We start from the raw sequence: 24,665 nt of genomic DNA on the forward strand, positions 1-24,665 counted from the left end.
TCAATCCTCAAAACGGCGATTGCGAGACCTACTGTCTGCGGCCTCATGTTTGCGTTCAACTTCGATCCTCTCCTGTAACACCGCTTTGGCAGCATCGAGCGCATCGGTGAGCGCCGGGGTTTGATCGACCGGAAGCCGCTCAAGAAGCTTCAGCCGCCCCTCAAGCTTCGTTGCGAGAGAACCGCTCCAGCTCGTGGGATGAAGGCGCCGGACAATCTCCTTGAGAACAGCGTGCGGATCAGGCGCCCTCGCAAGAAGTTTTGCAGGCAAAGGAAGCCATTCATGCGGCTCATTGTTCGCTGGGCGCTTAAACAAACCAGCCGATGCGGCCATGATCGGATAGCGGATACCCGGAGCCGCATCGCACCAGGCTAGCAGAACATCGTCGGAGACAACTGCCATCGGATTCTTGTGGAACCGTTGGAAGTCGGCGAAGGCTTGCATCGCGTTTCCCCTGGACTTGGCGTCGCCCGAAAACGCTTCATCCAGCACGACGATCGGATGAACCTGAAGCAGCCCTGTCATCAGGTCGTCCTGATCATGCGCATATATGTCGTAACGTCGGACGGCAACCATCATCTTTTGGACCATGCGCCGCACGACGGGAACACCCTCTTCACCGACCAGCGACACTTGAGCGATCCGCCCCAGTTCACGATCCTCCCGATCGGTGCGCCGATCCTTCTTATGAAACTCGAACGCATCCAGAAGGGTCCTGCCGACTTCCGCGACCTCAGGCACCGTCGATCGCTTGTCTGCCGCATCGCCAAACAAACGCATCGATAAGATTTCCAGCGAGACCGTTAGGCCGTCGGGCTTGCTCGCAATGGCAAGCAGAAGATCACGGAATTGGGGCCCCGGAATTTCGTCGCTCACGCGGCCATAGGCCAGCGCGTAAAACTGCGTGATATCGGCTTTGCCAAGTTCGAGCGCTTCGTGCAAGCGCTCAAGCCCTCGGTCGTCGATAGGAACACTGGTCTGGAGCTGAGGAAAGTACGGACCAAGCGATGGATGCTGTAGTGCTTCGTCCAGCATCTTGTCGGCCAGCTTGGCGTCCCGCTTTTGCAAGCCAGCCAGGAAGCCACCCATCACTCCTGCTGCAGGCTTCTCCGTGGTCGCAAATTCGGTAACGAACGCCTGCCAAATCTCGTAGGGCTTCTCGGTACTGCCTGCGAGGCCTGCCCCGAACAGCGGAACGCGCGAACCACCCTTCACCAGGCCCGGAAGCAAGGTCTTGAAGGCTTCGTCGTCGTTCGCGACGTCTTTGCCGAGATTCTCGACCGTCCGGTTCATGCGTGCGGCGGCACCGGCGTAATCATCGTTCTCGACTTCTTGTAGATCATCGAGATCGATGCTCCCGCCGCCGCTTCCGAGAACCACTCCCTTGACCTGATCAACGAGGTCCTTCGGCCGCAACAATTCTTCCAGAGCCGACAGCCGCTCGCGGATCTCGGGAGGCATGTGTTCGCTGTCATAAATTCGAGTCTGGCGCACAGCTGCCCAACCTTCGCGCCAAAACCCCTTCTTGCTAATCTCCTTTACGAGCGTCTCGATAGCATCGATTTGTCCCGTGTTTGACCAGAGCCCCCGGAACTCGTGCGCGATCGAAGTCCGGACACCGGCCGCCACGGGGTCGTTGGACAAGGCCATGGGCGAGACGAGGTGGAGGACCCCGCCGAACCAATCCTGCACATCCTTCCCGGTCGGCGGGTAATAGCCGTAGTCGCGGGAACGCGCGCCAAAATCGAAACCGTGGCCCGACGAGAAATGATCGGTTTTCAGCACGGCGTCGAGTGATTTCAATCCCAGCGCGCGCAGGGCCGGATCATCGGATCGGAGCATGCCCTCAAGCACCTTAAGGCGCATGGCAATCGGCGCGTGCGTACCGGAAAGAACAATGTGAAACAGTGACGGCACGATACCCGCTGCGCTGCTCTCATCATCGGAGGCCGCCGCTTGCGCAAGCTTGATCAGGAGAGCGATGGCCCGCTCGAATTGCTCTGGCTCGTAAGCCAGTGATCGCAGAAGCCGCACGACGTGCGCGCCCTTGGCGAGCGTCGCGCGGTCCGCGTCCTTCAGGGTACGTTCGATAGCGGCCAAGGTCTCATCCGGCATGACCGGAGCGACGTTCGCCAACATCGTGCGCTCATCCTCGCCGAGATCGGGTATTTCCGCGAGCATGCCGCCCGGCGACAGCCATCTTTCCACGATGGCCCGGGCCTCCTTGCTGCCGTCGAGGTAGCCGAGCCTCCGCGAAAAGGAACGCCGCAGGCGCGCGGGAGCGTTCGTCACCAGCGCATTCATGATCGTTGCGGCGGGAATGTTCTGCAAAGCGAGGGCCGCGAGGCGATTAGCGATAGCGTGCGGTAACACCGCGCGCCATTCTGCGCGTTCTTGCAACAAGTCGCGCCGCTTCAGTTCGGCAATGCCCGCGTAGACTTCCGACACGGGCTTGCCGATCAGGCTGGCAAGGATGGGTAGCTCAGCGCCATCGCCTTCCGTCTTAACCCCTTCAAACGAGTACACCAGCGAACACGCTTGCGCGATCAGGAGCAAGTCGGGGTCGTGCTCATGCCGCTGCTGGAACAGTCGTTTGAACAAATCCGCATCGCTGAGGCCGGTGATGGCCTCGTTCTTACCGACCGTCGCGGCGAGCGCGAGGGCGACACGCGCGTTGCCGCCAGAGAACTCCGCAATAGTGCCGGCGTCGATCTGGGAGATTTCCGGGTAGCGGCGCGCCACCAGCTTCTCGATGAGCGGCAGTGACGACGAATCCAGCGCGAACACATCGGTGCCCTCGGGCTGGTCGTCGCGGATATCGTATTCGACCGTAATAACGCTGATCGTTGAGTTCGCCGCGCGCGCAACCTTCGCCAACTCGCCGTGAAGCTCAGAAGGGCAATTGTCGATGACAAGAATGCCCCGCCTGCCTGCCGCGATGAGGTCGGATGCAAGGCCAATCGGCGGCGGGTTCGGGTCTTCTGCGACGTTCGTGTAGTACGCAAGCGATGGATCGAGGCTGTCTTTGCCGATCTTATCGTCGAACAGCGCCTCGCAAAGCCGCGTCTTTCCGACGCCTGACAAGCCGACCAGCCGCACCACCTGTCGCGGCTGGCCAAGAACCTCGCGCATGCGGTTGATACCATCGACCGCGCTGACCCCGTCCCCCTCGTCCTTGTCGCCAGTCTTGATGCGGGCTTCACCGTCGAACAAGTAGTCATCGTCGACGCCACCCGGGGCACGGGACCACGAACCGAAGGATTGCCAGCCCGGAATTGATTTGCCGATCAAAAACCGGACCCACGGAATAAGGCCCGGATGATCGCGAAGCCAGGTCGCCACGCGGTTGCGGTCATAAAAATCGAGCGCAAGCTTCGATGCGTCGGCGATGCCCTCCGCCGCCTCCGCCATCGCCTTCTTGCGGTTCTTGAGCGCTGAATGAGCCGTGGAACCCGTCGCACTTACGATGATGTAGGCGCCCGATGCCTTGGCGAGATCGACAAGGATGGGACGCACCACGCCACCCGGCTTCATCTCACCGAGAATTTCCTGTCGGGGCATGTCGGGCTTCTTGACCTGAAACCCCGTCTCGGGGCGCGGGATGAAGCCGCCGATGGTGGCGCCAGCCGGCAGCCCCACATGCACATCAAGACCACCGTCCTTGGCCGTCTGGCTGCCGCCCCAGGTCGCGTGCGAGACAGAATGACCCTGCCGGCGCAGTTCGGCTTCGCACAACCGTCCAATCAGCGCGCGCAGATCCGTGTCATTCAGATGGGAAATTTCGTCCCCGGTGATTTCAAACATGATTCGAAGCTAAGTAAGCCATTAAGTGTCGTCAATCACAGATAGAAGCGAGATATCGGATAACCCCAACACTAAATGTTGGCACACGGCAAAGCCTTCTATTCCGCCGCCGCGAAATCGGGGTCGCGCCCGCGCGTGCCGAAATGAAGGTAGGAGTCGATATAGGCCAGCCGATAGGCGTTTGCCGTACCGCGATCGTTGATCCGGCTCTCGGTGCGTTCGACATGGATGAGCCCAGCGTTGAGCAACACGCTGATGGCGGGCTTGATCCGATGCCGCTCGATACCAGAATATTCCTCGATCTTGTCGTAGCTGAGATGCGCCATATTGGTCTCGTTCGAGCGGCGCCGGGCGAACAGGTAATAGAGCTTCAAGGCGTGAAGCTCCGTCATCGAGCGCGAGGTGAAATGCTGGAACCCGATGACGCGGCCGTTCCCGTAGAGCCATCTCGCGGGCAACTTCGACCAGCTATGGCCGTTCCCAAAATTCGTGAGCTGGATGGAGCTGCGGCCCGCTGGCTTGCGCTCGATCACGCCGAGATCGGTCAGGACGGCAAGACCATTTGAAATCTTGACGCGGCTTAAGCCCGTGGCCAGCGCCAGCCTGTCGTAGATGCAACTCGCCAACCCCTCATCGTCGGCGACGTGGGCAATTGGCGCCAACACCATCAGCGCTGCGGCATTGTCCGAGCCCGACGTATCTGACCTCGTCCACTGCAAACCCTGCAGACCGCCTTCCTCGATCCACATCGAAGGTAGCCGTACCCAGTCACGCACCCGCATCACTTCCGCTCCCTTGCAAGCGTGAACACCGCGTAGGTCGCGAAACCCGCGAGCGCGAAAGCACCCAGGATCACGAGAACGGCCAATGCGCAGCCAGACATGCCGCCGAGCGCGGCGAGCCAACTTTCAACGTCTTTCATCGAAGCCTCCAAGAACGGTTGAGCTTCGAATTTTTAGACAGGCCCCCAGACACTAGATATAGTTATGGCTCCAGCAAGGGCCAGAAGCGTCCCATTCCCTATGTATTATGCTAGTCTTGTATATTACGTTTGGTTCTCGAAATAGCCTGATTGGTTCACGAAAGGCACCTCCGTGAACTGAACGTAATACCTCAGCATGACCCGCGGGCGCCGGGCAAGGCGTCTGGCGCCGCTAGCCCTTTGGCGCTGGACTTCATGTGACCGGGTGCTTCCTCGATCTCTTTGATCGCCTGTACTGCAAAGCGCCCCAAATCAGGATGGACTGTCCAGACGCGGAGCAGCGGAATATCGCGCGCACCGCCGAACCGCCCCAAGTTCACCAAAGCCTTCTCGATCACGTCCTCGGTGCGGAAAAACTCAAAATACCCGGATTGGATCGTCGGCTTTTCGAGCGCGGCGCGGTAGATCGCGGCGATCTCATTAGGAAAATACTGCCGAAATGACGTCGCCACAGGCTCCGAACCCGGGAGCCGGCGCGCGCTTTCCGCGAACATATGGTCCGACCGGAAGAATTCTCCGGCGACAGCAGCGGCGACACCCGCTTCATGGCGCGACAGGACTGCAAGCGAAGCCGCGCAATTCGACTTGCGCTCCGACACCGGCAGATCGTCGCGGTTCAGCCAATAAAGAATCTGCCCGCAAGCCAGCAGCGCATGGTCCGCTGCGGACGCGGCTTCCTCCGAACGGTCAGGCATCGGGCAGCGCAGACGCGCAAGCGCCGCATAGGCCATTTCAAACGTCCGAATGGCATCCTGCATCATCACCTCCCTTTTCGGAGGCAGAGTCGTCCACTGCGCGAGAATGGGCGCCGCGGCCGGGTCTCCAAACGAGGCCACTTCGGCAATCAGTGACGGCGCGAACATGGAATGGCCCTCCGCGCCTCGCGCGGCCATGAAAAGAAGTGCTTTGCGCTCTTCAGCCAGCAAGCCTTTCCATGCTTCCCAATACGCAGCGTCGTATGGATGGTCGAACTGCGCGTTCCACGTCCCGTTGGCCGCTCGCCACATCAAGGGGTTGTCACGGTCCCCCAGCACCGCTTGGAATTCCGCTTTGGCGGTCGCGACATAGTTCTCCTGATCATCGTCCAACGCACCGAGGGATTTAAGCGCATCAATGATACCCCAGGCATCGAAACCGCCGGCGGGCAAACAGGTTGTCTCGATGGCGGCAATCAATGCCTGACGCTCTGCATCATTCAGCGCGTGGGCACACATCATCGCCGCGTGCATCAGCCCGAGCCGCAGATGATGGGCGGCTCTCGGCCACCAGCGCCTAACGAGCTCGGGCAGTATCGTTCCGATGGAGGGCGCGGCGGGGTCGGAATACTTATCGAGTTCGATCAGCAGGCCGACTTGTCCTGGCGATATCGTGTCGGACTTCAGCCGCCCATGGATGTTGGCGCTGGCCGTAACCTTCGGTCCGTCGTAAAGGCCACCACTTGAGATAGGACTGCAAATGCGCGACAGCCCGGTTTCGCGCATTCCGACGCCGGCATAGCTTACCGCGTAGAGGCCCGTCCGCAGATTGAGTTTCTTTTCCTTTGCCTGATCGAGCAATCGACGATGTTCTTCGGCTAGCCGCGCGTCCATTTTTCCAATGAGATCGAGCAGTTCATCGAGACGGCGACCCGCAACCAGCTCTTGGGGAACGGCTGCAAGGACGGCCCGATCTTGCTGAGACCATTCCTGAACCGTCTCCGGTTTGGGTCGCACGTGCCACATGAATTCGTCCGAGACCTCAAACCGCACGCTTTCAATTTCTTCGCGCACACGAGCAACCACCTCATCGCAACGATCATTTGCCCAACGCTGCGCGTCCGGCCCGCATTGCCCCGAGAGGCACGCGCGAATAACACGCACATCGGATACATGGGGTAGCACTTGGCGCCGGAAACTGTCGTCGTCGATGGCCCCGAGTACGAAGGGTGTCATTTCCAGGTGTTGTGGCAATCGCAACGCCGCTACGACCGCTTCGGGATCATCACCCGCGCGACGCACGATCGCCTCGGCCGCGAATACGTTGAGGAACATCTCGTGGCTGAAACTCACCCGGTCGCCCCGCTTGTCCAGAATGTTGGCTTCCTGCAGCGCCCGCAACAAAGCTCCCGAGACTCCCTCGCGATCCGATAAGCGATCCAGTTCCCGAACGGAAAGCCCGAAGCTAATGCGCTGTGTCATCATCCCGGCGACGCGGGACAGGGCACGAATGCCGTCAGAAGCGAAGGAGCCCAGCCGTTCGCGCGCATATGCATCGAACAAGCCATACTTGCTCGTGCCAGGAGAGAGCCGTTGGCCGAGTTGCCCAACCATCTTCGCTTCAAGACCGCTTCCAACGGCACCGATCAATTCCGCAAGGGCTTGGACGGAAACGCCGCCGGCAGCCTGTTGCGCGATGACCAGTTTGGTTTCGCCGTCCGGGATCTGTAAGGCATAGCCGCGCACCGGCAGGAGATCACCGCGCTCAAGCGGAACCCGGCTTGAGACAACAGCACGCGCATCATATCGCTTTATGGCCGCAGCAATGCTTCGTGTCAGGCGTTGCCGTTTGGCTGGCGTGCATTCGTTGTAGCCGTCCACGACGAGCAAAAGGCGACGGTTCAGCTTCCGCGCGGCGGAGATCACCGCGGCCGCCGACCTCGCATCGAGCAAAGCCGCCTCACGGTTCACCACATCCCGCATGTTGCCTTCGAACTCTTTCGCAGGGACGATGATCGGCACGTCGCCGCGCCCTAAAGCCGCAAGCCCGATACCGTATCCAAGCAGGCTCTTGCCGCATCCTGAAGGCCCTGTCAGCAGCATGTTGTCGTCTTGCGCGGATCGCTCCAGAACATCATCCGACGAGAGCGCCTCACTTTCATGAACGCAAGGCACGGAAACCATGCCAGACGAAGACCCGCCGTAGGTTCGGATGAAGGCCTCACCGTAGCCCTTCAGCAATTGCTCGGCGTCAAGCAGTTCCGGGCTCAAGGCCGCGTCGATCGACGGTGCCTGGATCAATCGATGATGCGCCGCGAAAGCGCGCCACTGTTCCAGCGACCATCCATCGCGTTTCGCCGGTGCGATAAGCTGCGGAAGATCGTCGAGGCCGCCAATCGAAACCTTGAAATCTCCCGGCGGGATCGTCGAGCCGGCGGGGATGGAAGGAACGATGATCAGGGCAGCGTTCGGGTACGGAACCTCGGCGCCGACGAAGCTTCGCATCGCATCACGCACGGCAAGTTTCTCGTTCATGGCCTGAAGATACGGGTTGCCGAATTTTTTCCATACACCCGAGGCTAGGCGCGCTTCCCAATCGCCGTTGTGGGCACCGCGAACGGCTGAAGTAAATCCTTTTGACTCGGTGACGAGCGCCGCCCGGTCGACCGCGATAACAAGATCGACCTGACGCTCGCCAAGACTTGCATTCGCCAGGATGACGGCTGGAATACCTTGCGCCGACAGAAATTCATAGGCGCGCTGCAGGGCAGCCCGCTCCGAAGCGTGCTCGATTGCCGCGCCAATGAATAGCTCTATAGATGGCAACGAGGGCTCCACAATGCGGGAAGGGAGAACGGACGTGATTAAAATAGGGAAAGTTGAAACGGTCTACGCCGAAAATGTAGGGTCGCGCTAGCAACCGTCAATGGGAGATTGGCCAATGAGCCTGTTATCCTGGTAAAATGAGGGGCGGCTTCTGCGCGCTAGTGTCCGGGCTCACCGTTTTGTCGGCTCGCTCGTTAGCGCTGATCCAAATGAGACCGCAGAATAAACACGCATGAGCTACGCCGATATGCTTGGAGTTAAGTCAGCATTTCCTGAAGCACGTGGCTGGCGAGCCGGATCGATCCCGTTGTTACGTCGAAGCCAACGGGCGGCGCGATTGCGGCTGAGACCTTCTCTTGCTCACTTTCGAAGAAGGCGCGATGCTTGACCCGGCCCTTGCTGCCGCCACCCGCAAGGGCAAGAAGCGAAATCGCGGCCGACGTGGAGGGTGCTCGGCTAACCGCGTCAAGCAGTTGAGCGCCTACTTCGGGATCGCGCTCAATGCGGCGCAGCAGCGATGGTGCCCAGTAAGAGCAATTCCAAAACATCGTGTCTCGATGGGAGTCTTCGAGAAGCCAGAACAGCGCGTCAACGATCTTGTCGCCTGTCCGGGCGGCGGCCATCACCTTGAAACCGGATGCGATGTCGTAGTCTCGGCCGAGAGCTTGTTGCGTGAGCAGCGTTTCAATGCCCGGCTCATGTCTTCGTAAAGCCACTTCAGCAAGTGCCGCCGCTGCGCAGGAGCGGTCGGGATTTGCAGCAAAGCTGTCCACCACCTTTCGCAAAAGAGCCTGATCGTGCGAAAACTGCTCCGCAAAAATCTCGACCGCCATCATCGCCGCCCATATATCGCCATTGGTCCGGCCATAGGTGCGGGTGTGCGTTAGCACAATCGGCATGATCAGGTCACGCAAGGCATCGCCAGACGGGCGAAAGCGCGCCAGTAGACCGATCTGGTCGAACTTACTCACATAGCGTGTGGTGGGAATTGCGGCCGTCATGATATCGAAAAGCCGCTCGGCATTTTCCACGCCAGGATTAAGGACAGAGAGGCACGTCTCGGCGGAGAGTTCCAGCCGACTGATCACTTGCGCATCGTCGCCCAGCGCTTTCGCGAAACGATCCCAAAGGGGGAGCATCCGCCGGAAATACCTGTCGTCGTTCCGCAAGAGGGGCATATGCCCAAGCCTGATGGTGCTAGCTCTTCCTTGATAGTCCTTGGAGGCGGCAAAGGATTCGAGTTTGTTCGCCATGCCAAGCCCGATCACTGCCGCAGCACGGCGATGGTCCATTTGCGGGCCGATCGCATTAAGCTCCTCTCGCAGATACGCTTCCTTGTCGGAATCAAGAATGCCTTTCGCGACGCTGGTCTCGGCCCACGCCATAATGGCTGCACCGCTTGCGGCGCCGTCGTTGTCAAGGCGACTTCTGCTCAAAATCGAGAATGCGGATTCGCTTGAATGCGCAGCCCCTTCAATATGGTCAACAAGCGCGAGCCGCGCCGTCGCGGGAAGCGGAGCAATGATTTTCAGTACGCGCGCACGCATATCGGCGTCAGAGCCGAAATTGAACGAGATTTCCTCGATATTTCCGTCGCGCCGCTCCAATTCTGCCAGCGCGAGTTCGCGGATTTCGGGACGACCGGGAAATGTGTTGATCATGGCCCCGCGCCACATGTCGTGAGATAATGTCTCCTTGGTCAGTGAGCCCGCGCTGTAGCAGGCCCTGAACACCTCTTCATCGTCAGGCGGCAGGCCGAGGCGTCGGATGCCTGTAACAAGCATCTCGATCCGGTTGGGGCGGCTTGCAAATGAACGCAAGATGGCCGCGCGTATCGCGTTCTTGTCGTCGATGACATCCGGAAGATAGGAAGCGACATACGCAATCTTGTCCGCCGGGCCGTCGAGGGCCTCGTGAAATACCGTAGAAACCTCGGAATCATCTTTGCCCCACCCCTCGACCAAGCCTCGCGCCGACCAGAAGGCCAGCGAATTCTTATCTTTGAATGACGCGATGAGCGCGCGCTTGACGAAGGGCAGCCGTAGCGCCTTGCTTATCCAGTAGGTCTCAAAATCAAGCGAATGATCCTTGTTAAGATGACCTTCGACTAGCGCGATGGCTTCGGGTGTCCATACGACGCGGCTCGTCTGAATATTTGAGCGGGTAAAAAAATGGTCCAGGGCGTAATCTTGCGCCAGGATCTCCTTCAGAGCGGGCTCGATCAGTGCGTGCGTAGGATCGACAGCGATAAGACTTCCAACGAGAGGTGTCTTGTCGTTGCGGCGCGTCGCGCTAGTGAAGGCGCGTTCGAGATGCCCCAGGGTCTCAGCCTTGTACTTGTTTCCAAAGTAATTAAGGACGTCGGGCGCGAACACGTGGCTCGAAAAATCCCGCTCACGGTCGAACCCGATGCGCGCGAATATCTCCAGATCGGTAAGGTCAGCCTCATCCCGCTCGGCCCGGATGCGGATTGCTTCAGTCTGAATCCCGATGTGATCGCTTTCGCGAAGCGCCTCGGCAATGGCCGCCACATCGGCATCACCCTTCCAGCCTCGCCCGAGCGCGAAAAGCGATGCGTGAACCGTGCCAACCGAGCGGGGTCTGTGCAACAAGTCGAGCAAGGCAGCCTTAATGCCCGCATCGCCGTCTGCGAACTCGGCGAGGACTTGCGCGGCGTCCCGCCAGACGTACTCGTTCTCGCCCGCAACAATTCTTAGAAGATAAGGGAGACAGGCGCTCCGCGTATTTTCGGGCCATTTACGCATACCACGAACAGCACCCGCACGCGCTCCTCCATGGAAATCCGGCGTCCACTCCTTCAGCTTTTCGGAGCATTGGGCCGAGACCGATTGTGAAAAAAGCCCATCCGTAACGGCAGCAAGCAACTGCCGCTCCCGTGCGCCCCATGAGAAACGCTCGGTCTCTGCGAAGAGTGTTTCCGCGAGCCGGCGAACAGTAGGCAAGTCATGCGCGAAATCAGCGAACACGGCCTCGGTCAGCACGGCATTACGGACTACTTGATCGGCCGTGCCCGCAGCTGGAGCCTGTTCGATGGCCGTCAATAGCTGTCCCGCCTCCTGTTCATTGGTCACCAGATACAAAAGATAAAGGATCGGTTCGCTCCAGGTGGGCTGAGCGGCGTGCTTCCTGATAAACTCAATCCTGTCGGCGAGCGGTAACTGAACAAGCTTACGCGCAACGAGGTATTCCTGAAGGAGGCGGTGCAGGAAGCCGATACTATCCGGTGCCTTCTTGACAAGCAGCCCGGCGCTTTCCTCGCTGAAGGAGAATACGGTTCGCGCCTGCGCTTCGGCCAGCTCGAGATTGGCGGTTCCGGTCCGTGTGATGATGATGTTTGCCGCCCGTGCAACGGCGTCGGCTTCGAAGGCCCCGTCGGCAACGGAACCACGGAGCTCTCCGGCATGAAGTCCATACGCGAAATCATCGAGGAGCCTATCGCGAAGCCTGGCATCGAGCGAAGCCGCCTTTGTCTCGACCGCATCCTTGGCACGGCGCCGAGGCTGGTGCTCCAGAAGCTGGTCAACTATCTCTTTGCTGGCGTCGAACCGGTTGCGGGGCAGATCGCGACCGGTCCGATGGAGCTTTAGAAGCGCAACGAGAAATAGCGGCGTGTATGAAAGGCGAGCGATGCCGGTGTTTCTAGCAAGGGCACCGGCAAAGCTCTTTGCCCGGTGTTCCGCTTGCGCTTCGACTGCGGAAGGTGCCGCACTCTTCCCAAGATCACTCCGCTCGAGTATCCTATACCAGAGCAGCGCCAGAGCATCGCGTTTCGTCTCGGACAGCGGCGCCAACTGAAGCCGCGTCCAGTTTCCGCCGATGCCGCTCAAGGCCTTCATTCCATGTGGTCTCGACGTCGCGATAACAGGGACGTCATTCATTTCCGCGAAGGTCGTGAGGCCTGACAGGACTGTATCCGGGACGGCACTCCCGCGCGCTTCGTCGAGACCGTCGACGAGAAGGATGATCTTCCCAGCCGTCAATACGCGCTTCATGTCGGCCGCTAAAGCGACGTCGTTTTGTGCGGCAATGAAGGCGTGGACGACCTCTCCCAGAGGCGGCGGGTGATCGTTGCCTTCCGCCATGCGGGCCCACAGCGCAAACGGCACCCAAACGGGAACGTATCCCCCATACCGGTTGCGGACCGCCTCGATTTCGGGCGCGTCGGACAGGATATCGAGAGCAATGAACCGGAGAAGAGTGGTCTTGCCGGCGCCCGCGTCCGCCGTAATGACGGATCGCTTTTCGCTCGCCATGAATTGGTCAACCGTGATTGATCGTTCGCGTGACCGAGGTGGCTGCGGGCGGATTACCGGCTCTTGCATACCGCCGCTAAACTTCATCGTCTGGACCCGGGGGTCATCCCTCGTCGGCGGCGCCTTTGGTGCAGGAGCCTCTGACTCCTGTTCGACGCTTCCGACATTCATGAGAAGGTCGGGGAGCACGTAGCGCTGCCCGAGCGCGGGCGCCGGGATGGGGCGGCCGTCCTTGTCCTGCCCTGCGATCGGCAGGCCCGGATCTACGGTCGCAATCCATGCGCTGTAAAAGTCACGGAGCCGCACCCGCAAGGCCTCGACATCGAAGCGGGAAAGACGGTCTGCAAGTCGAGCTGCCGCCTCGGCCCCGCAGACCGCGTCAACCCACGGCCTGCTGAAGAAGTCATCAATGATCTCAGGCTCACCGCGTAGCCTCTCCGTAAGCTCGGTGCAGCCAAGCGGCTCGAAGGTAATGTTCTTCGCCTTGAGCGCCGTTCTCGCCTCTTCCAACGCGTCGACTGCATTCGGATCGTCATTGAGCGGGCATGCCAGCGCCAGGACAAACCGCGTCGCCTGCCCAGCCCACTCATGCTCCAGAAAGTAATCGACCGCCTTTTTGACTTGAGCGTTTCCGAATTTTTTGTGACGCTTGCTTTGCCAGACTTCGAATGCGCCGTCCTTCATCCGCACAAGAATGTCGATGCCGCGCTGCGCTTGCCCCGGACCGCCGTAACACCAGGCTTTTTCGACGGCACCGTCACGCTCAGCGAGCTTGCGGCATAGGCGCTCAAAGTCCTCCCACGGCATGCCAAGCAACGGCAACGCGTGGGCCTTGGCCCGAATGGGTGGCGCAGGCTTTGGGCCTGTCGGGATTGTCGTGAGCCAACGCGGATTCTCCTCGCGCGAGAGCGACGGGGCGCCTTTCTTCGGCTTTCGGACGGGCTTCTTCATGATACGATTCACGTGATGCTCAATGGCAAATCAAAGGCCCATTAAGAACCGCCCCGCTTTGGCTGGCAAGGTAATGTGATCCCCAGGAAGTGAATGTCGGGGGCATCCGGCTTCGCCGGAAGCGGGCTCTACTCGCTTCGCTCACCGAGCCGCCTTCGGCGTCTCGGCCCTTCGGGTAACGATCGCCGTGCCCAAGAGATTATGCGCGCAGACGCTGAGGGGACACCCCTCCAGCGGGGCGCAAGCACTTCGCAAGTCCGCGCGGCATCCCCACGCCTCCCCATGCTCTTTGTTTTGTTTCTTTTGAATGGGGCCCCTCGTGCGGACACACCGCGCGGATGCTTGCACCCCGCCACCCCGAAGAGGGCTGTCCATTGGTTTTCAAGCGCGGGCTTGCGCCCAGCGCCGAAAACCAACGACCAAGAAAGGAAAGCCCCACATGAAATTGATACCCGACGACTTACGCGCCGAACTGCTGGCAAACGGCAAAGCTAGCGCCATCCTTCGCGGCTACGGACTCGCCGAGCAAGACTTCAATCCCGTTGTCAAACTCTTCTGTCCGTGGAGAGCATCCACATGGCTTCTCACCGAACTCGATCCCGAAGATGAAGACACTGCCTTTGGTCTTTGTGATCTCGGAATGGGGTGCCCCGAGTTGGGTAATGTCAGCCTCCGAGAGATCGAAAGCATCACCGGGCCCGGCGGGTTGCGTATCGAGCGTGACATCCACTTCACGGCGGACAAGTCGGTTACGGCCTACACCAAGGAAGCACGCCTCCAACGACGCATCATCGCGTGAGGAGGCTGCCATGAAACATTCTCCGCACGCATCCGCACCAACGCCGAAACCGCAAGCATCGATCTGGAAGCCGAGACGCCTGAACAGGCGCTCGTTAAAGCCCGAGAGATCGCCGCTGGCGATCTCTCCATGCTTCCATTCGAACGATACAGCCAGCACCATCCGATCAACGAAATCGTCATCGAGAACGAGCACGGGCCGAGGTGGCAGGATGGCAGGATGGCAGGACCAGGAATTGCGGCTCCGCCTTCATGCAGGCACACTCCTGTCCGCATCCGAAGTTGTCCGCACCGCTCTCCGGAAAAGCGGACATCCGAGCCGGGCGGATAGTGTAAGGGCCCAGAGCCGACAATCGGTCATTGCATAGGCGATGGTCTGCCAGAATGATCGGGCGGCGCATAGCGCGATCAGGACTGCTCTTGCCCAGTTCCGGCTCGGAGTTCTAGGACCTTTTGCTCCGCGGGACGGATCACCTTGTACTCAAGGTCACATAGCAATTGCTCGGGCGTAGCGTAACGGTGGGCGCTCAGAAACGACGGCCTGTGACGGTAAAAGTCGAACATCCCGGGCTCCTCTTGTGTCGCGAGGATAATCGGTTGTACGGGCACCGAGGGGAGGTCAGGAACAATCGCGCGCAACTCCTGCAGGACCGACTTTGCGTCGGAGATATCAGCGATGATAAACTTCGCCATCCGCGCAAGCAGCGTGATCGTCTCGTCAGTATCAAGACTTGCAGGCTTCTCGAAATCAAACAGGATCGGAAGATAATTGCGCTTCCGCAGCTCGTCGCGTAACCCATCGAGCACGGCTTTTCGATCAATCGTAAAGCGACCTAGGATCAGCACCGCCTTGGAAGTGATGGTGTCGATTACGTCGCGAACCTTCTGATTGTGAAGCATTAGGTAGATGAACTGTGCAACCTCGATGTTATCGACGGTGATCTTTGGCTCATTGCGATTCGTGATAACCAAGTTCTGCTGCCTCGCGTTCTCCAGGTTCAAGGTCCACGCCGATACGCCATAGACCCAACAGCCTGTGAGGTCTGCATCCGTTAGGTTCGTATTCACCAAGGTAGCGTTGATGAGCGACGCTCCGCTTAAGTTCGCTCCCGTGAGATTTGCCGCACTGAGGTCCGCAGCGAGGAGGCTCGCCCACTGAAGGTCCGCTTTGCTGAGGTCCGCCGCACATAAGTTCGCCCTGAAGAGTTCGGCCCGACTGAGGTTCACCTCGCGCAAAACAGCTTGAAACAGACCTGTCCTGCTTAGGTTTGCTTCGCTGAGATTGGCCCTACTGAAATTGCCTTCGCCGAAGTACGCGTCGCTAAGGTTCGCCTTGCTAAGCTCCGCGTCGCTAAGGTTCGCCTTCCCGAGATACGCCTTTTGGACGTTCGCCTCCTGAAGGCGGGCCCCCCTGAGGTCCACTTTGCGAGCGTGCGCGTTGCTGAGGTTCGCCCACCTGAGGTCAGCTCCACGGAGGTCCGATACGCTGAGAGATGCTTCGCTCAGATTCGCCTCGCGAAGGTCTGCTCCGCTGAGGTCGGCGTACCCGAGTGTTGCCCCGCGGAGGTCCATTTGAGACAAGTCTGCATTGCTCAAATCGGGTCGAACATCCGATTTATGGCGCCACGCGTTCCAAGCGGATATGCCCTGCTTGACTAACGCGACGTGCTCTTCGTTCGCCATCGAAACATCCTTGATTTCGCTTTGGATATTCAGCCCAACAGTGATATTCCGCAAGGGACAATGCCGCTTTCGATAGGCCACGCAAGCACAACGAGACCATGTCTGCTCGCCCTGCTCCACACTCCGCAGAATATCCTGTGGAGCTTAGCTGCCAGTTGGTGGCGCAACTGCTCGACGCTCGCGGACACATGGGGCACTAAGAGCCCTAAGGAAAGGAAGAGCGCGTGTCTCAGCTAACCGATTGGCCGCCTTCACCAGATGACCACGTGCTCCTCATTCGCATGTTGAACGCGATAAATATCCTGTACTCCATGGACCACCGGATATCCACGCAGCTAGCGAGGACGTTTCTCCGGGTCAGCGCGCGCATCAATGCTACTTCTATCTGCTACCACCTGAGTGCAGACAAAGCCATGATTTGCGGGATGTTCTTGGATTATCAGCGCTTCTAGAGCCGCTGGCGCTCCTTAGGGGAATCGAACCCCTCAGCCTTGAGAAAGAGAAGAGAAGAGGGTTGTTCAGCTGCAGTCAAAGTTCAATTGCGCCGGGCTTTTCAGCGGCAAAGGGACGCGGCTCGCTCGACTTCGACGAGCCAGCACAGCTTCTCGACCTATGGTGCCTTAGCAGTCCAGACCAGCTACTTGAACACCTAGGCCGCCTCAGCCGCCCTTGATCTCAGCTTTCTGAGGCCTCGTACGCCCTGCTCGCTCGTGACCGCCCCCCCAGCCGAATGACGACCGCCCGCGTTCAGGGGATAACACTCCGTCGCGCGATTATCCCAGATAGCGACGTCGCCCGATTTCCAGGTCCAGTACACGGTGTTTACCGGTGCAGTGATATACGATTGCAGCCGCTCGAATAGCCTTTGGCTGGGATACCGCTGCAGACCGACAAAGTGCTGGATGGACCGACCGAGCAAAAGGAGGCGCTCGCCGGTTTCGTGGTGGACGCGAACGATGGGATGCGTCGTTTGATAGATTGTTCCGGTGGATACATCGTCCAAGCACTTCTTATCGGATTCCATGGCCCGGTCCGTGAAAGCGTAATCAAAAGCGGCGCAGCGAACAGCCCAGAGATCATCGGCAAGCATTCGTAGCGGATCCGGAAGATCAAGATATGCAGCCGCAGTGCTCGACCAAGCCATGTGATCGCCGTAAATCGGTATCGCCGCACCGCGAAGGATTGCGATTTTTGAACGCGCGCCATTAAAGCTGTCGTCCAAATTCATCATATTCATTGGGTTCGCACGATATGATTGCGCTTTCGGTATCGTAAAGTCTCCGCTTGGGTCGACCGTTGTGGGATGCGCTATGAGCGAGCTGAGCCGAATGGCAAACCGCTGCTGCTCGGCGTCATCAAGATGTCCCTGGTCACGGAAGAAGATGACTCTATGCTCGAGCAGCAGGTGCTTAATGGCTGTTATGACCTCGTCCGTCAAATCATCGGATAGCCTGATGTGCTTTACCTCGGCACCGAGCCGAAGCGCGTGCTTGACGATGTCTGCGCGCGGAATGACGGTACCGATGGTCGTTGTGTCACTCATGACGGTGCCTCTGCCTATTGATATCTAAATAAAGCCCCTCGACCTATCGTGGCGATACGCGCGGCGAGGGCTAACCAGGCCATCGTACGCCTTGTGGCGCAATCTTCTGCGCACTTACTTAGCCGCACGATGAGCCAATCCTGATTGCGACACGGACCGCCCATCATTCTGTAATCAGACTCTGTCCGCATAGTAATACATCTTATATCCGTTACGATCCGACGAAGCGTTGTGGGTAACGCCGCTCGATCGACAGCATGATGAACACCCTAGCTCCGACATCGCAAATCATAGAGACAATCCATGTCCAGTCCATGAAACGAAACCAGCTTTGTTTTTGATCTTGAGTAACGTTCGCTTCGTCTCCGAACTCGGCCTTGGAAGATCCTGAATAACGATCGCCTCGTCACCTCACGCAGCACACATAGCTGTCCGCATGACGAAGAACGAACTGGTTCGCCGCCTTCGCTCACGAAGCGGATCGGACAGAATGCCGCACTTCGGCGATGATCTCTAAATCTATCTTAGCTTGCAAATCTATATAACACTCCTACTACGAGAATGCGATCATTTCTTCGCGATTTAAAGTTGTTCAATGAGCGCGTCTTTGGTCTGCTGGTCTATTGGGTTTCTCGCTCTGGTTTTCCCAAGCAGGAGAGCCGCCGCAAAATTCGAACGCTGCAACTCCCATTGCAGCTTAACAACGGACTCAATCCCTCGATTTGCGAAATCTGCTCTCGCCGAACGCAGGTAGGTCGAAGGGTAGTCCGGGGCCGCGACTGCGTGGCGCGTTGATTTGCCTCAGGGAGCATTTTTTTGGCTTCCTGGCGGCCCACTCAAGCAGAATAGAGGCAGAGCGCGGGCTGCGCATGGATCCCCGCAGCTCCGCGCAATACAGCGACTCGGCACACTCACATTGTCTCCCGCGCTGCTATTGGCGGCACGGCGCTGAATACAACGTAAATCGTGTGAGCATAATCACAGACGCACCAAAAAATGCACGGTTCAAGAGAAGACGATGAAAGAATGCACAATCAGCGCGACAACGCGCGCACGCGCCCAAGCCATCGTGCAAACCTGAGCTTAGTCGCAGTGTCCTAGTAAGCTCCGTCAACTGCATGTGGAGACAAACCAGCACGTAAGGCTGGCTCTTCTTAGCGGGTGGCTTTCTCATCCCGCAGATCCCAAGCCGCTAACAGGAGGCATATGAGACCGCCCTCGCAAGTGGCACAGCAAGAATCGAAGCACAATTCAGGCGTGGTTTAATTTAGAACCTCACCAATCGAATGACGTCAGTTCATGCGCCGAATGATTGGCCCCTTAGGGAGCTAGATGGAGTGGACGATGTGTCTGGAGACCTGGAAAATGACGAGATCGATAGCTTCGGTGTGCTTGTGCTTTGGAGTGGCACTGGCCACTCCGGCAAAGGCGCAACCTATCTGGACCTGGACAAACCAATATGGCTCAACACTGAGCGTCAACAGCTTTGACCAGAATACGGGGGCGATCTCCGGAACTTACACGAACAATGCGAGCAATAGCTGCGACGAAGGCGTGCCTCAAACGGCAACTGGCTGGCTGGCTCAAACCAATCAAGGCGCGGCGATCAGTTTTGCGGTGAACTTTGTCGGATGTGGCTCGACGACCGTGTGGACGGGGCAGCTCAATTCTGCGTCGGGCTTTCAGGGGCTTTGGCTGCTCTCACTCGCAGAGCCGGTTGTATGGAATGGCATCAGCGCCGGCGCCGACACCTTCACATTCAAGGCGGGCGACAGGGCAAAATTGCTATCCGTTGGCGGCGCAGCGACCGAGAGCAGCGCAGGGGAGAAGCTGTCGAACTCGAAAAAAAGTCCGAAGTGACATCACACTGTACTTGGCGGGCTTCGATCCCACTAGTACTGAAGCAGGCAGGCGCAGGCTGGTTCCTACACATGGCCGAAAGCTAATCGCTTGTCAGTTGCGTGCCGTCACGACGCTCGCTGATTGACGCGCGGCGCGCGCCGAATGGTCCGCTTGTTCGTCACGCAGCGCTATCCGCCTAGGTCCTGCGACGCAAACTGGCTGGCGCCGTTGCTCGTTTTCCCATGGCTAGCCTTGCTCCGGGCTGCGCGCCAATCAGGTCAACCGCAACGCATTGCAGCTTCATTCGGAGCTTTCAACGCGCGTTCCGGAGATTTCTTCGCCTATGTTCAGAAATCGCGTGATTTGATCGAGCCGCCACAGCGCTGCCATAGCGGTCGGAGGATTGCGCACCGGCCGGCGAGACTATCTGCGACAGAGTGATCGACAGTTCTGATCATCCGACACAACGTCATCAGCCCGATCTTCTCGCCTTTGAGCCTCCGGGCGCGCATCTGTGTCATCTTAATCGGCCAAAGTCGTGTTCGCACTCGAGCTGTTCATCGTCTCTGCTCGCCAAGCTAACCTCGTTCCTCGTAAGTTGTTTAATCAATTGCTAATGAAGGCAGTCCCGTTTTTGAGGCCCGCATGTTCGCGAATAGATGACTGTTTTACGGCGACGGAGGCCATCCCGTGCAAGCCCAGCTGTTTTGGATCTGCTTCCATGACAAGCGCGCTCTCCGAATTCTTCCAGTCGCGAGCGCATTCCGCATGGGTCCAAATCAACGTGCTCAATCGTGTTCGGAAGAGCTGGTAGGTTCGCCAAAATCGCTGCCTTCGGATGGATACCGACGAGAGCCTTGGTGCGGCCACATCGACGGAGCGCAGGTCGTTCGAAGGCCGAATGAAATGGCTTGGCGAACAAAAATACTTAAGGTTGCGAGATCATACAACAAAGGGCGCCGCGTGTCATCAGCCCTGACGCCTTTTGCGAGTTTCCCGACATATTCATAACAAGGCGCTCGATGAGCTGATTTATCTTGTCAACGCCAAGCAGGGGCTCGCGGTTGGAGATATCCGCTCGCGGCATCAATGATCGTCGAGCTATTTCGCATCGTGAGCGTCATGCGCAAATGGTTCCGCGTGCGCACGATCGAATTCGCATCCGAGTAGATGTCCGCGCATTCTGTATGCCCATCACCTGCCGAGTTAGCAGCACGAAAAGACTCGGAGCTCGGCGGCCAGAACCCAGCCTTGGCTGCTTGAATTGATCAGCGAAGCGCGACGCCCTGACATGAACGCCCATCAATCAAAGACCGCCGACGTCATCCGGTGCCCGGACGACATCGGCAACTTTCTTGTAGGGAAGAATAACATGTTCTCAACAGTGCGTGAGTCCTTACGTCGACAGCATTCTTCTCACAGATCGGCTTGCTCTGTATCCGGGTGACGAGCGCTGAGCTTCCAGGCTAACGGCTCTCCCTACAGCGTCTTCAAATATTCAAGAAGTGCTCGCCTTTCGGCGTCAGTCAGTTCCGGCCCAATGACCCCAGGCGGCAGCTTAGTAAGATCGGTTTCCTTACCCTCGAAAGAATGCCCGCGATTGCTGTTGCCAAGCAGCGATACGTTGAAGTCCGTCAGGCCGGCCGCGCAGACGTCGTTCGCTCGCAGTTTCGTGACAAGTCCGACGTTGATAGGATCGAACTTCCGGCTGCCAACGCAGAAAGAACCCGGCCGCCGCCCCTGCGGCAATAACATGTCTTTCAGCGTCGGCACGGACCCGTTGTGCAGATAAGGAGCCGTTGCCCAGACACCATCCAACGGGCGCGCCCGGTACTGAGGTTCAAGAGCGAGGACAATTTCGTCCTTGCTGTTGCGGCTCGCCCTCGCTCCCACATAGACTCGCGGATTCTGACAGTTTTTCCTCGGCCCCCACATCTGCTGCTTGGCTTGTTCGGATGAATCGTTCGCAGCGTTCCATTGATCGATCGTCTTGCCCACGACGTCCATCAGCGCGAGCACGAACAAGGGATCGGCCGCTCGATCGGCTGGAAGGCCGCAGCCCCAGGCTTTGTTCAGATCGTCGATCGGATTGAGACCGAGCGAGCGGGGTAAGTGAACGCGCCGCGTCGTCAGGACGTTCGATTGTTGACGATCAGTGCCGATCACGTTCACCGGTAGCTGAACCACATTGAAATAGTGGCGTCCGCCGATCTCCGCCCAATTCTTCTCGCCCTTGGCAGAGCGATCCGGGTTCTCCGGCTTCCAGAATGAATCTTCCGGCCACTTGGCGTCAAACGCGGGGTCATTGACCGGTCCTCGGTGGCATTCAAAGCAATGCGAGCGATAAAGATCCCGACCCTTCTCAACGAGTTTTTCGTCGATGGCCCAGGCGGGGTCGCCTTGGAACCTGTCCTGCGCGTCCTTCCATCGGGGCGCCACAAGCCCGCTGAATTTCCTGGCGCTTGCCTCCGGCAAAGAAAAGGGATCGGTACCGCGCAAAAGCTCCTCAAAACGCGCAATGTCCGATAGATGGATAGATGATTCAAAAAGCGGCCGTCCGGGCGCCGATGCCCTCATATTGATTTTGGCGCTGACGCCGAGCGCCTCGCCGGAATTGCGAACAAGCTCGTTGAGAACGGAGGCGTCATACTGCGCCCAAAGGAAGTACGGCGTGTCCCAGATTGGCGGAAAGCTCACAGGAGCGTCGTTGCGCGCGAAGTTTCCCTTGAGGAGCGGATCTGGAAGTTTGCCGGTCGCTGGATCCAGGAAATTGGTATAGAAGACCTGGTTGCCGATCCGGTTCAAGGCGTCAAGTCGGCCGAAACCTTCGTCGAGATTCGTCACGCCCTGCCCCGCCAAAAGGCTATCGCTTGCGGCCTTTTGCTCCTTGATCTTCTGAAGCGCGAGCTCCAAATCATGCCGAAGCTTCTTTCGGTCAACGCTTCGACCTTCAATGTTTTCCAGCCGGTCGGCAAAACGTTCGAAACGCCACGGCAATTTTAGCGTATAGCCGATTGACAGCCCAATGACCCGTTCAACCTCGCCGAGATTGACCATCGCCGGTCCACCGTCGTAGCGAATGCTGACGTTCTTGTACTCGAGATGACCGGTATGACAGGCGGCGCAGGTTAGCCCTATCTGATCTTCGTAAAGGGCCCCCGTCGCCGGGTCGACGCCCCCCTTCAGGATTGCGAAGCCCACAGGCAAACCAGTTGGATTGTCAGGCGTGCTTGGTGTCCAAGTGGAGCTCGCGTCCTTTGAGGCGTCCTCGTGGTAGCCATATGCAGCTGCGTTAGCGGCAAAGTCCTTTGAGCTCGGACTTGGGATGAAACCGAGGCGTCGCAAGTACTCGTTGTCCGTCAAGCTCGTGTAGTGGATGGATAACTCAGGACGTTCCAGAGCCAGGAACCATCGATAAGGCACGGGAATGGTCGCCGTGCCTTGGGACGTGTGGTGGAACCAGTAACGCTGCCGGGAACTCCAGTTCTGGGGCAGCCAGTACGCGCTATCGATCTTCGACGGCGCGGGCAAAGTCGTCGGCAGCAATTGGGCAACCAGATTTGCTCCATTCTTGATCTTGAGCGCCGTATCGCGAAGCTTCTCCGGCGCGAAATACGCCGTCATGCCTACTGACGCCGCCGCGACAAACACGATTATCAACGCGATTGCAAACAAGAGACCCACGATATGAGGCCACCGCCTTAAGCGGCCACCGACCCAAGAGCTGAACGAACGTGCCCCCATAGCAACCCTCCCTAATCTCAAATGGCGTCTTCTGCCGCGCGCGCTAGCCGACGATGGCGCGTACTACTTGTTCAGCAATTGGCTATTGATGAAGCTCACCACGTCAGCGGTCTCGGCTGCCGCGCGTCGCGTGATGGTCGCGGCCGCTGGGCCACCATGCAGGAATGAGGGGAACCAACCAAAATTGCGAACATTCCAGTCTTCTTTCGGTAGAACGGCTCGGTTCACGCCAGGCACCGTGAAGCCTTGCACTTTCCTTTTGAGTGGCTGCGCCGTTTCGGTGTGACAGCTCACGCAGTCCGTATTGAAGAAATGGCTCCTCTTCGGATCCGCAATGACATTGACGATCTCGAGGACGCGGCTATTGGGGACGTTGGCATCGATGAAATCGGCTGTTGAAACGCCCTTACGATCCGCGGACGGCAGGGGAGGACTCTGCAGCGCCGCGTGGCGACAGGTCACTGGATTTTCATTATTCGTGACAGGCCGCGGGACGACGTGCGTCTCGCCGGCGATGCTGAACATCTGCGCGGCATGGACGCCATCGAGCGTCGGGCTAGGCACCGGTATTAGGCCGGCCTTCGGGATCCTCAGCATCGAGACGAACACCCAGGGTTCGGGCGGTGAAATCCCCATCACAGCCATGGTGTTGAGGCGCTGCGGCGAGAGATGCTTTTCCAGGAAAGCTTTGACTGCATCACGAAATGGCTTTGCGGAGGCACCGACCAGTCCCGGGTGCACATTCATGTCGCCGGCGGTCGAGACCTTGGCAGTGCCGAATTTTCCCGCCGCGAGTTGATCACGCAAGGACGCAACGTCCCGCACGATTGCCTTGAAGGCTTCGTCATCAGGTTTGAAGCGCGGGAACGGCGCACAACCATCAAGAGGTGGATCGGGTACCAAGTTGAAACTGAAGATAAGGTGACCGGCAGTGTCATGGACCTTGAATCCTTGAGGTCCATTGGTCACCGGCTGAATGATCAGGCGGATCTGCGGCTGCCGGCCGAACTGGGCGATGACATCAGCAGATAATCCCGGTGCTCCCGGGTCGATCCGGATGCCTGCAACGAACCAGGCATCGATCTTCTTCACGGCGTCAGGCAGCTGAATGCGGCGCGCGCCCGAGTCCGGCACGCCTTCGCGTTCTGGATGTTCGGCGTTAGCGATGAAGCGTGCGAAATCCTCGTCGGACAACAGCCGCTGCGGAGCTCCAGTTGGACCGGCGAGATCGGACACCGCAATCAGCCCAGCGAGGTCTGCTGGTGCCTTGGGTGGGGGAAACAGGATAGACACGTCGTTGGCCGAAAGCGGCTTTAATGGCGTCTGAGCTGAGGCCGTTCCTGATCCAGAAGCAACAGCGAATATCAGTCCCGCTGCGGACAGATTTGTAAACAGCCGACCAAGCTTCGACCGGCGGATTTGACTGTTTGCCATGTCGGCAATTCCCATGTCAGATTGGAGAAACGAAAACCTATGTAGAAAAGCCGCCTTCAGCCACAATATCTCCGCACGCGGTGTGCGGC

The 24,665-nt window shown here is 58.7% G+C and carries 11 protein-coding genes; 2 read left to right on the plus strand and 9 right to left on the minus strand.

The features are described 5' to 3' along the window. From ACVIYL_RS00385 to ACVIYL_RS00405, 5 genes are all read right to left on the minus strand, one after another. Complete coding sequence (locus tag ACVIYL_RS00385; RefSeq protein WP_456777388.1) at positions 1–3,804, minus strand: hypothetical protein; 3,804 nt, start codon at positions 3,802–3,804, stop codon at positions 1–3. A gap of 98 nt (positions 3,805–3,902) precedes the next feature. Further along, positions 3,903–4,586: a hypothetical protein gene (locus tag ACVIYL_RS00390; protein WP_456777389.1), complete on the minus strand. Its 684-nt coding sequence runs from the start codon at positions 4,584–4,586 to the stop codon at positions 3,903–3,905. After that, entirely contained in the window at positions 4,586–4,726 is a 141-nt protein-coding gene (locus tag ACVIYL_RS00395; protein ID WP_456777390.1) for a hypothetical protein, read from the minus strand. The genes ACVIYL_RS00390 and ACVIYL_RS00395 overlap by 1 nt, the downstream gene beginning before the upstream one ends. 191 nt (positions 4,727–4,917) lie before the next feature. Further along, complete coding sequence (locus tag ACVIYL_RS00400; protein ID WP_456777391.1) at positions 4,918–8,307, minus strand: NERD domain-containing protein; 3,390 nt, start codon at positions 8,305–8,307, stop codon at positions 4,918–4,920. Between the two features lie 257 nt (positions 8,308–8,564). Beyond that, positions 8,565–13,532, minus strand: coding sequence for an NACHT domain-containing protein (locus ACVIYL_RS00405; protein ID WP_456777392.1), 4,968 nt, complete (start codon positions 13,530–13,532; stop codon positions 8,565–8,567). A gap of 439 nt (positions 13,533–13,971) precedes the next feature. On the opposite strand from ACVIYL_RS00405, the gene ACVIYL_RS00410 reads away from it, so the two are divergent. Beyond that, positions 13,972–14,331 (plus strand): DUF2958 domain-containing protein, encoded by a 360-nt coding sequence (locus tag ACVIYL_RS00410; protein ID WP_456777393.1) that lies wholly within the window; start codon positions 13,972–13,974, stop codon positions 14,329–14,331. A gap of 407 nt (positions 14,332–14,738) precedes the next feature. Here ACVIYL_RS00410 and ACVIYL_RS00415 read toward each other — a convergent pair whose 3' ends face one another. After that, positions 14,739–16,013, minus strand: a complete 1,275-nt coding sequence (locus ACVIYL_RS00415) for a pentapeptide repeat-containing protein (protein ID WP_456777394.1) — start codon at positions 16,011–16,013, stop codon at positions 14,739–14,741. A gap of 649 nt (positions 16,014–16,662) precedes the next feature. Continuing rightward, positions 16,663–17,556 (minus strand): TauD/TfdA dioxygenase family protein, encoded by an 894-nt coding sequence (locus tag ACVIYL_RS00420; RefSeq protein ID WP_456777395.1) that lies wholly within the window; start codon positions 17,554–17,556, stop codon positions 16,663–16,665. Positions 17,557–18,900: 1,344 nt separating this feature from the next. On the opposite strand from ACVIYL_RS00420, the gene ACVIYL_RS00425 reads away from it, so the two are divergent. Continuing rightward, a complete protein-coding gene (locus ACVIYL_RS00425) occupies positions 18,901–19,416 on the plus strand; it encodes an avidin/streptavidin family protein (RefSeq protein WP_456777396.1) in 516 nt (171 codons plus the stop codon). Positions 19,417–20,877: 1,461 nt separating this feature from the next. On the opposite strand, the gene ACVIYL_RS00430 is transcribed toward ACVIYL_RS00425, so the two are convergent. Continuing rightward, a complete protein-coding gene (locus ACVIYL_RS00430) occupies positions 20,878–23,082 on the minus strand; it encodes a di-heme-cytochrome C peroxidase (RefSeq protein ID WP_456777397.1) in 2,205 nt (734 codons plus the stop codon). A gap of 123 nt (positions 23,083–23,205) precedes the next feature. Then, positions 23,206–24,576, minus strand: coding sequence for a hypothetical protein (locus ACVIYL_RS00435; RefSeq protein ID WP_456777398.1), 1,371 nt, complete (start codon positions 24,574–24,576; stop codon positions 23,206–23,208). Between the last annotated feature and the right edge of the window lie 89 nt (positions 24,577–24,665).

The sequence above is a fragment of the Bradyrhizobium sp. USDA 3315 genome, assembly GCF_054056795.1.

Bases quoted from the DNA above. Each gene is read 5' to 3' on its own strand.
- ACVIYL_RS00385 (WP_456777388.1), bottom strand. From the start codon at position 3,804: ATGTTTGAAATCACCGGGGACGAAATTTCCCATCTGAATGACACGGAT.
- ACVIYL_RS00390 (WP_456777389.1), bottom strand. From the start codon at position 4,586: ATGCGGGTGCGTGACTGGGTACGGCTACCTTCGATGTGGATCGAGGAA.
- ACVIYL_RS00395 (WP_456777390.1), bottom strand. From the start codon at position 4,726: ATGAAAGACGTTGAAAGTTGGCTCGCCGCGCTCGGCGGCATGTCTGGC.
- ACVIYL_RS00405 (WP_456777392.1), bottom strand. From the start codon at position 13,532: ATGAAGAAGCCCGTCCGAAAGCCGAAGAAAGGCGCCCCGTCGCTCTCG.
- ACVIYL_RS00410 (WP_456777393.1), top strand. From the start codon at position 13,972: ATGAAATTGATACCCGACGACTTACGCGCCGAACTGCTGGCAAACGGC.
- ACVIYL_RS00415 (WP_456777394.1), bottom strand. From the start codon at position 16,013: ATGGCGAACGAAGAGCACGTCGCGTTAGTCAAGCAGGGCATATCCGCT.
- ACVIYL_RS00420 (WP_456777395.1), bottom strand. From the start codon at position 17,556: ATGAGTGACACAACGACCATCGGTACCGTCATTCCGCGCGCAGACATC.
- ACVIYL_RS00425 (WP_456777396.1), top strand. From the start codon at position 18,901: ATGTGTCTGGAGACCTGGAAAATGACGAGATCGATAGCTTCGGTGTGC.
- ACVIYL_RS00435 (WP_456777398.1), bottom strand. From the start codon at position 24,576: ATGGCAAACAGTCAAATCCGCCGGTCGAAGCTTGGTCGGCTGTTTACA.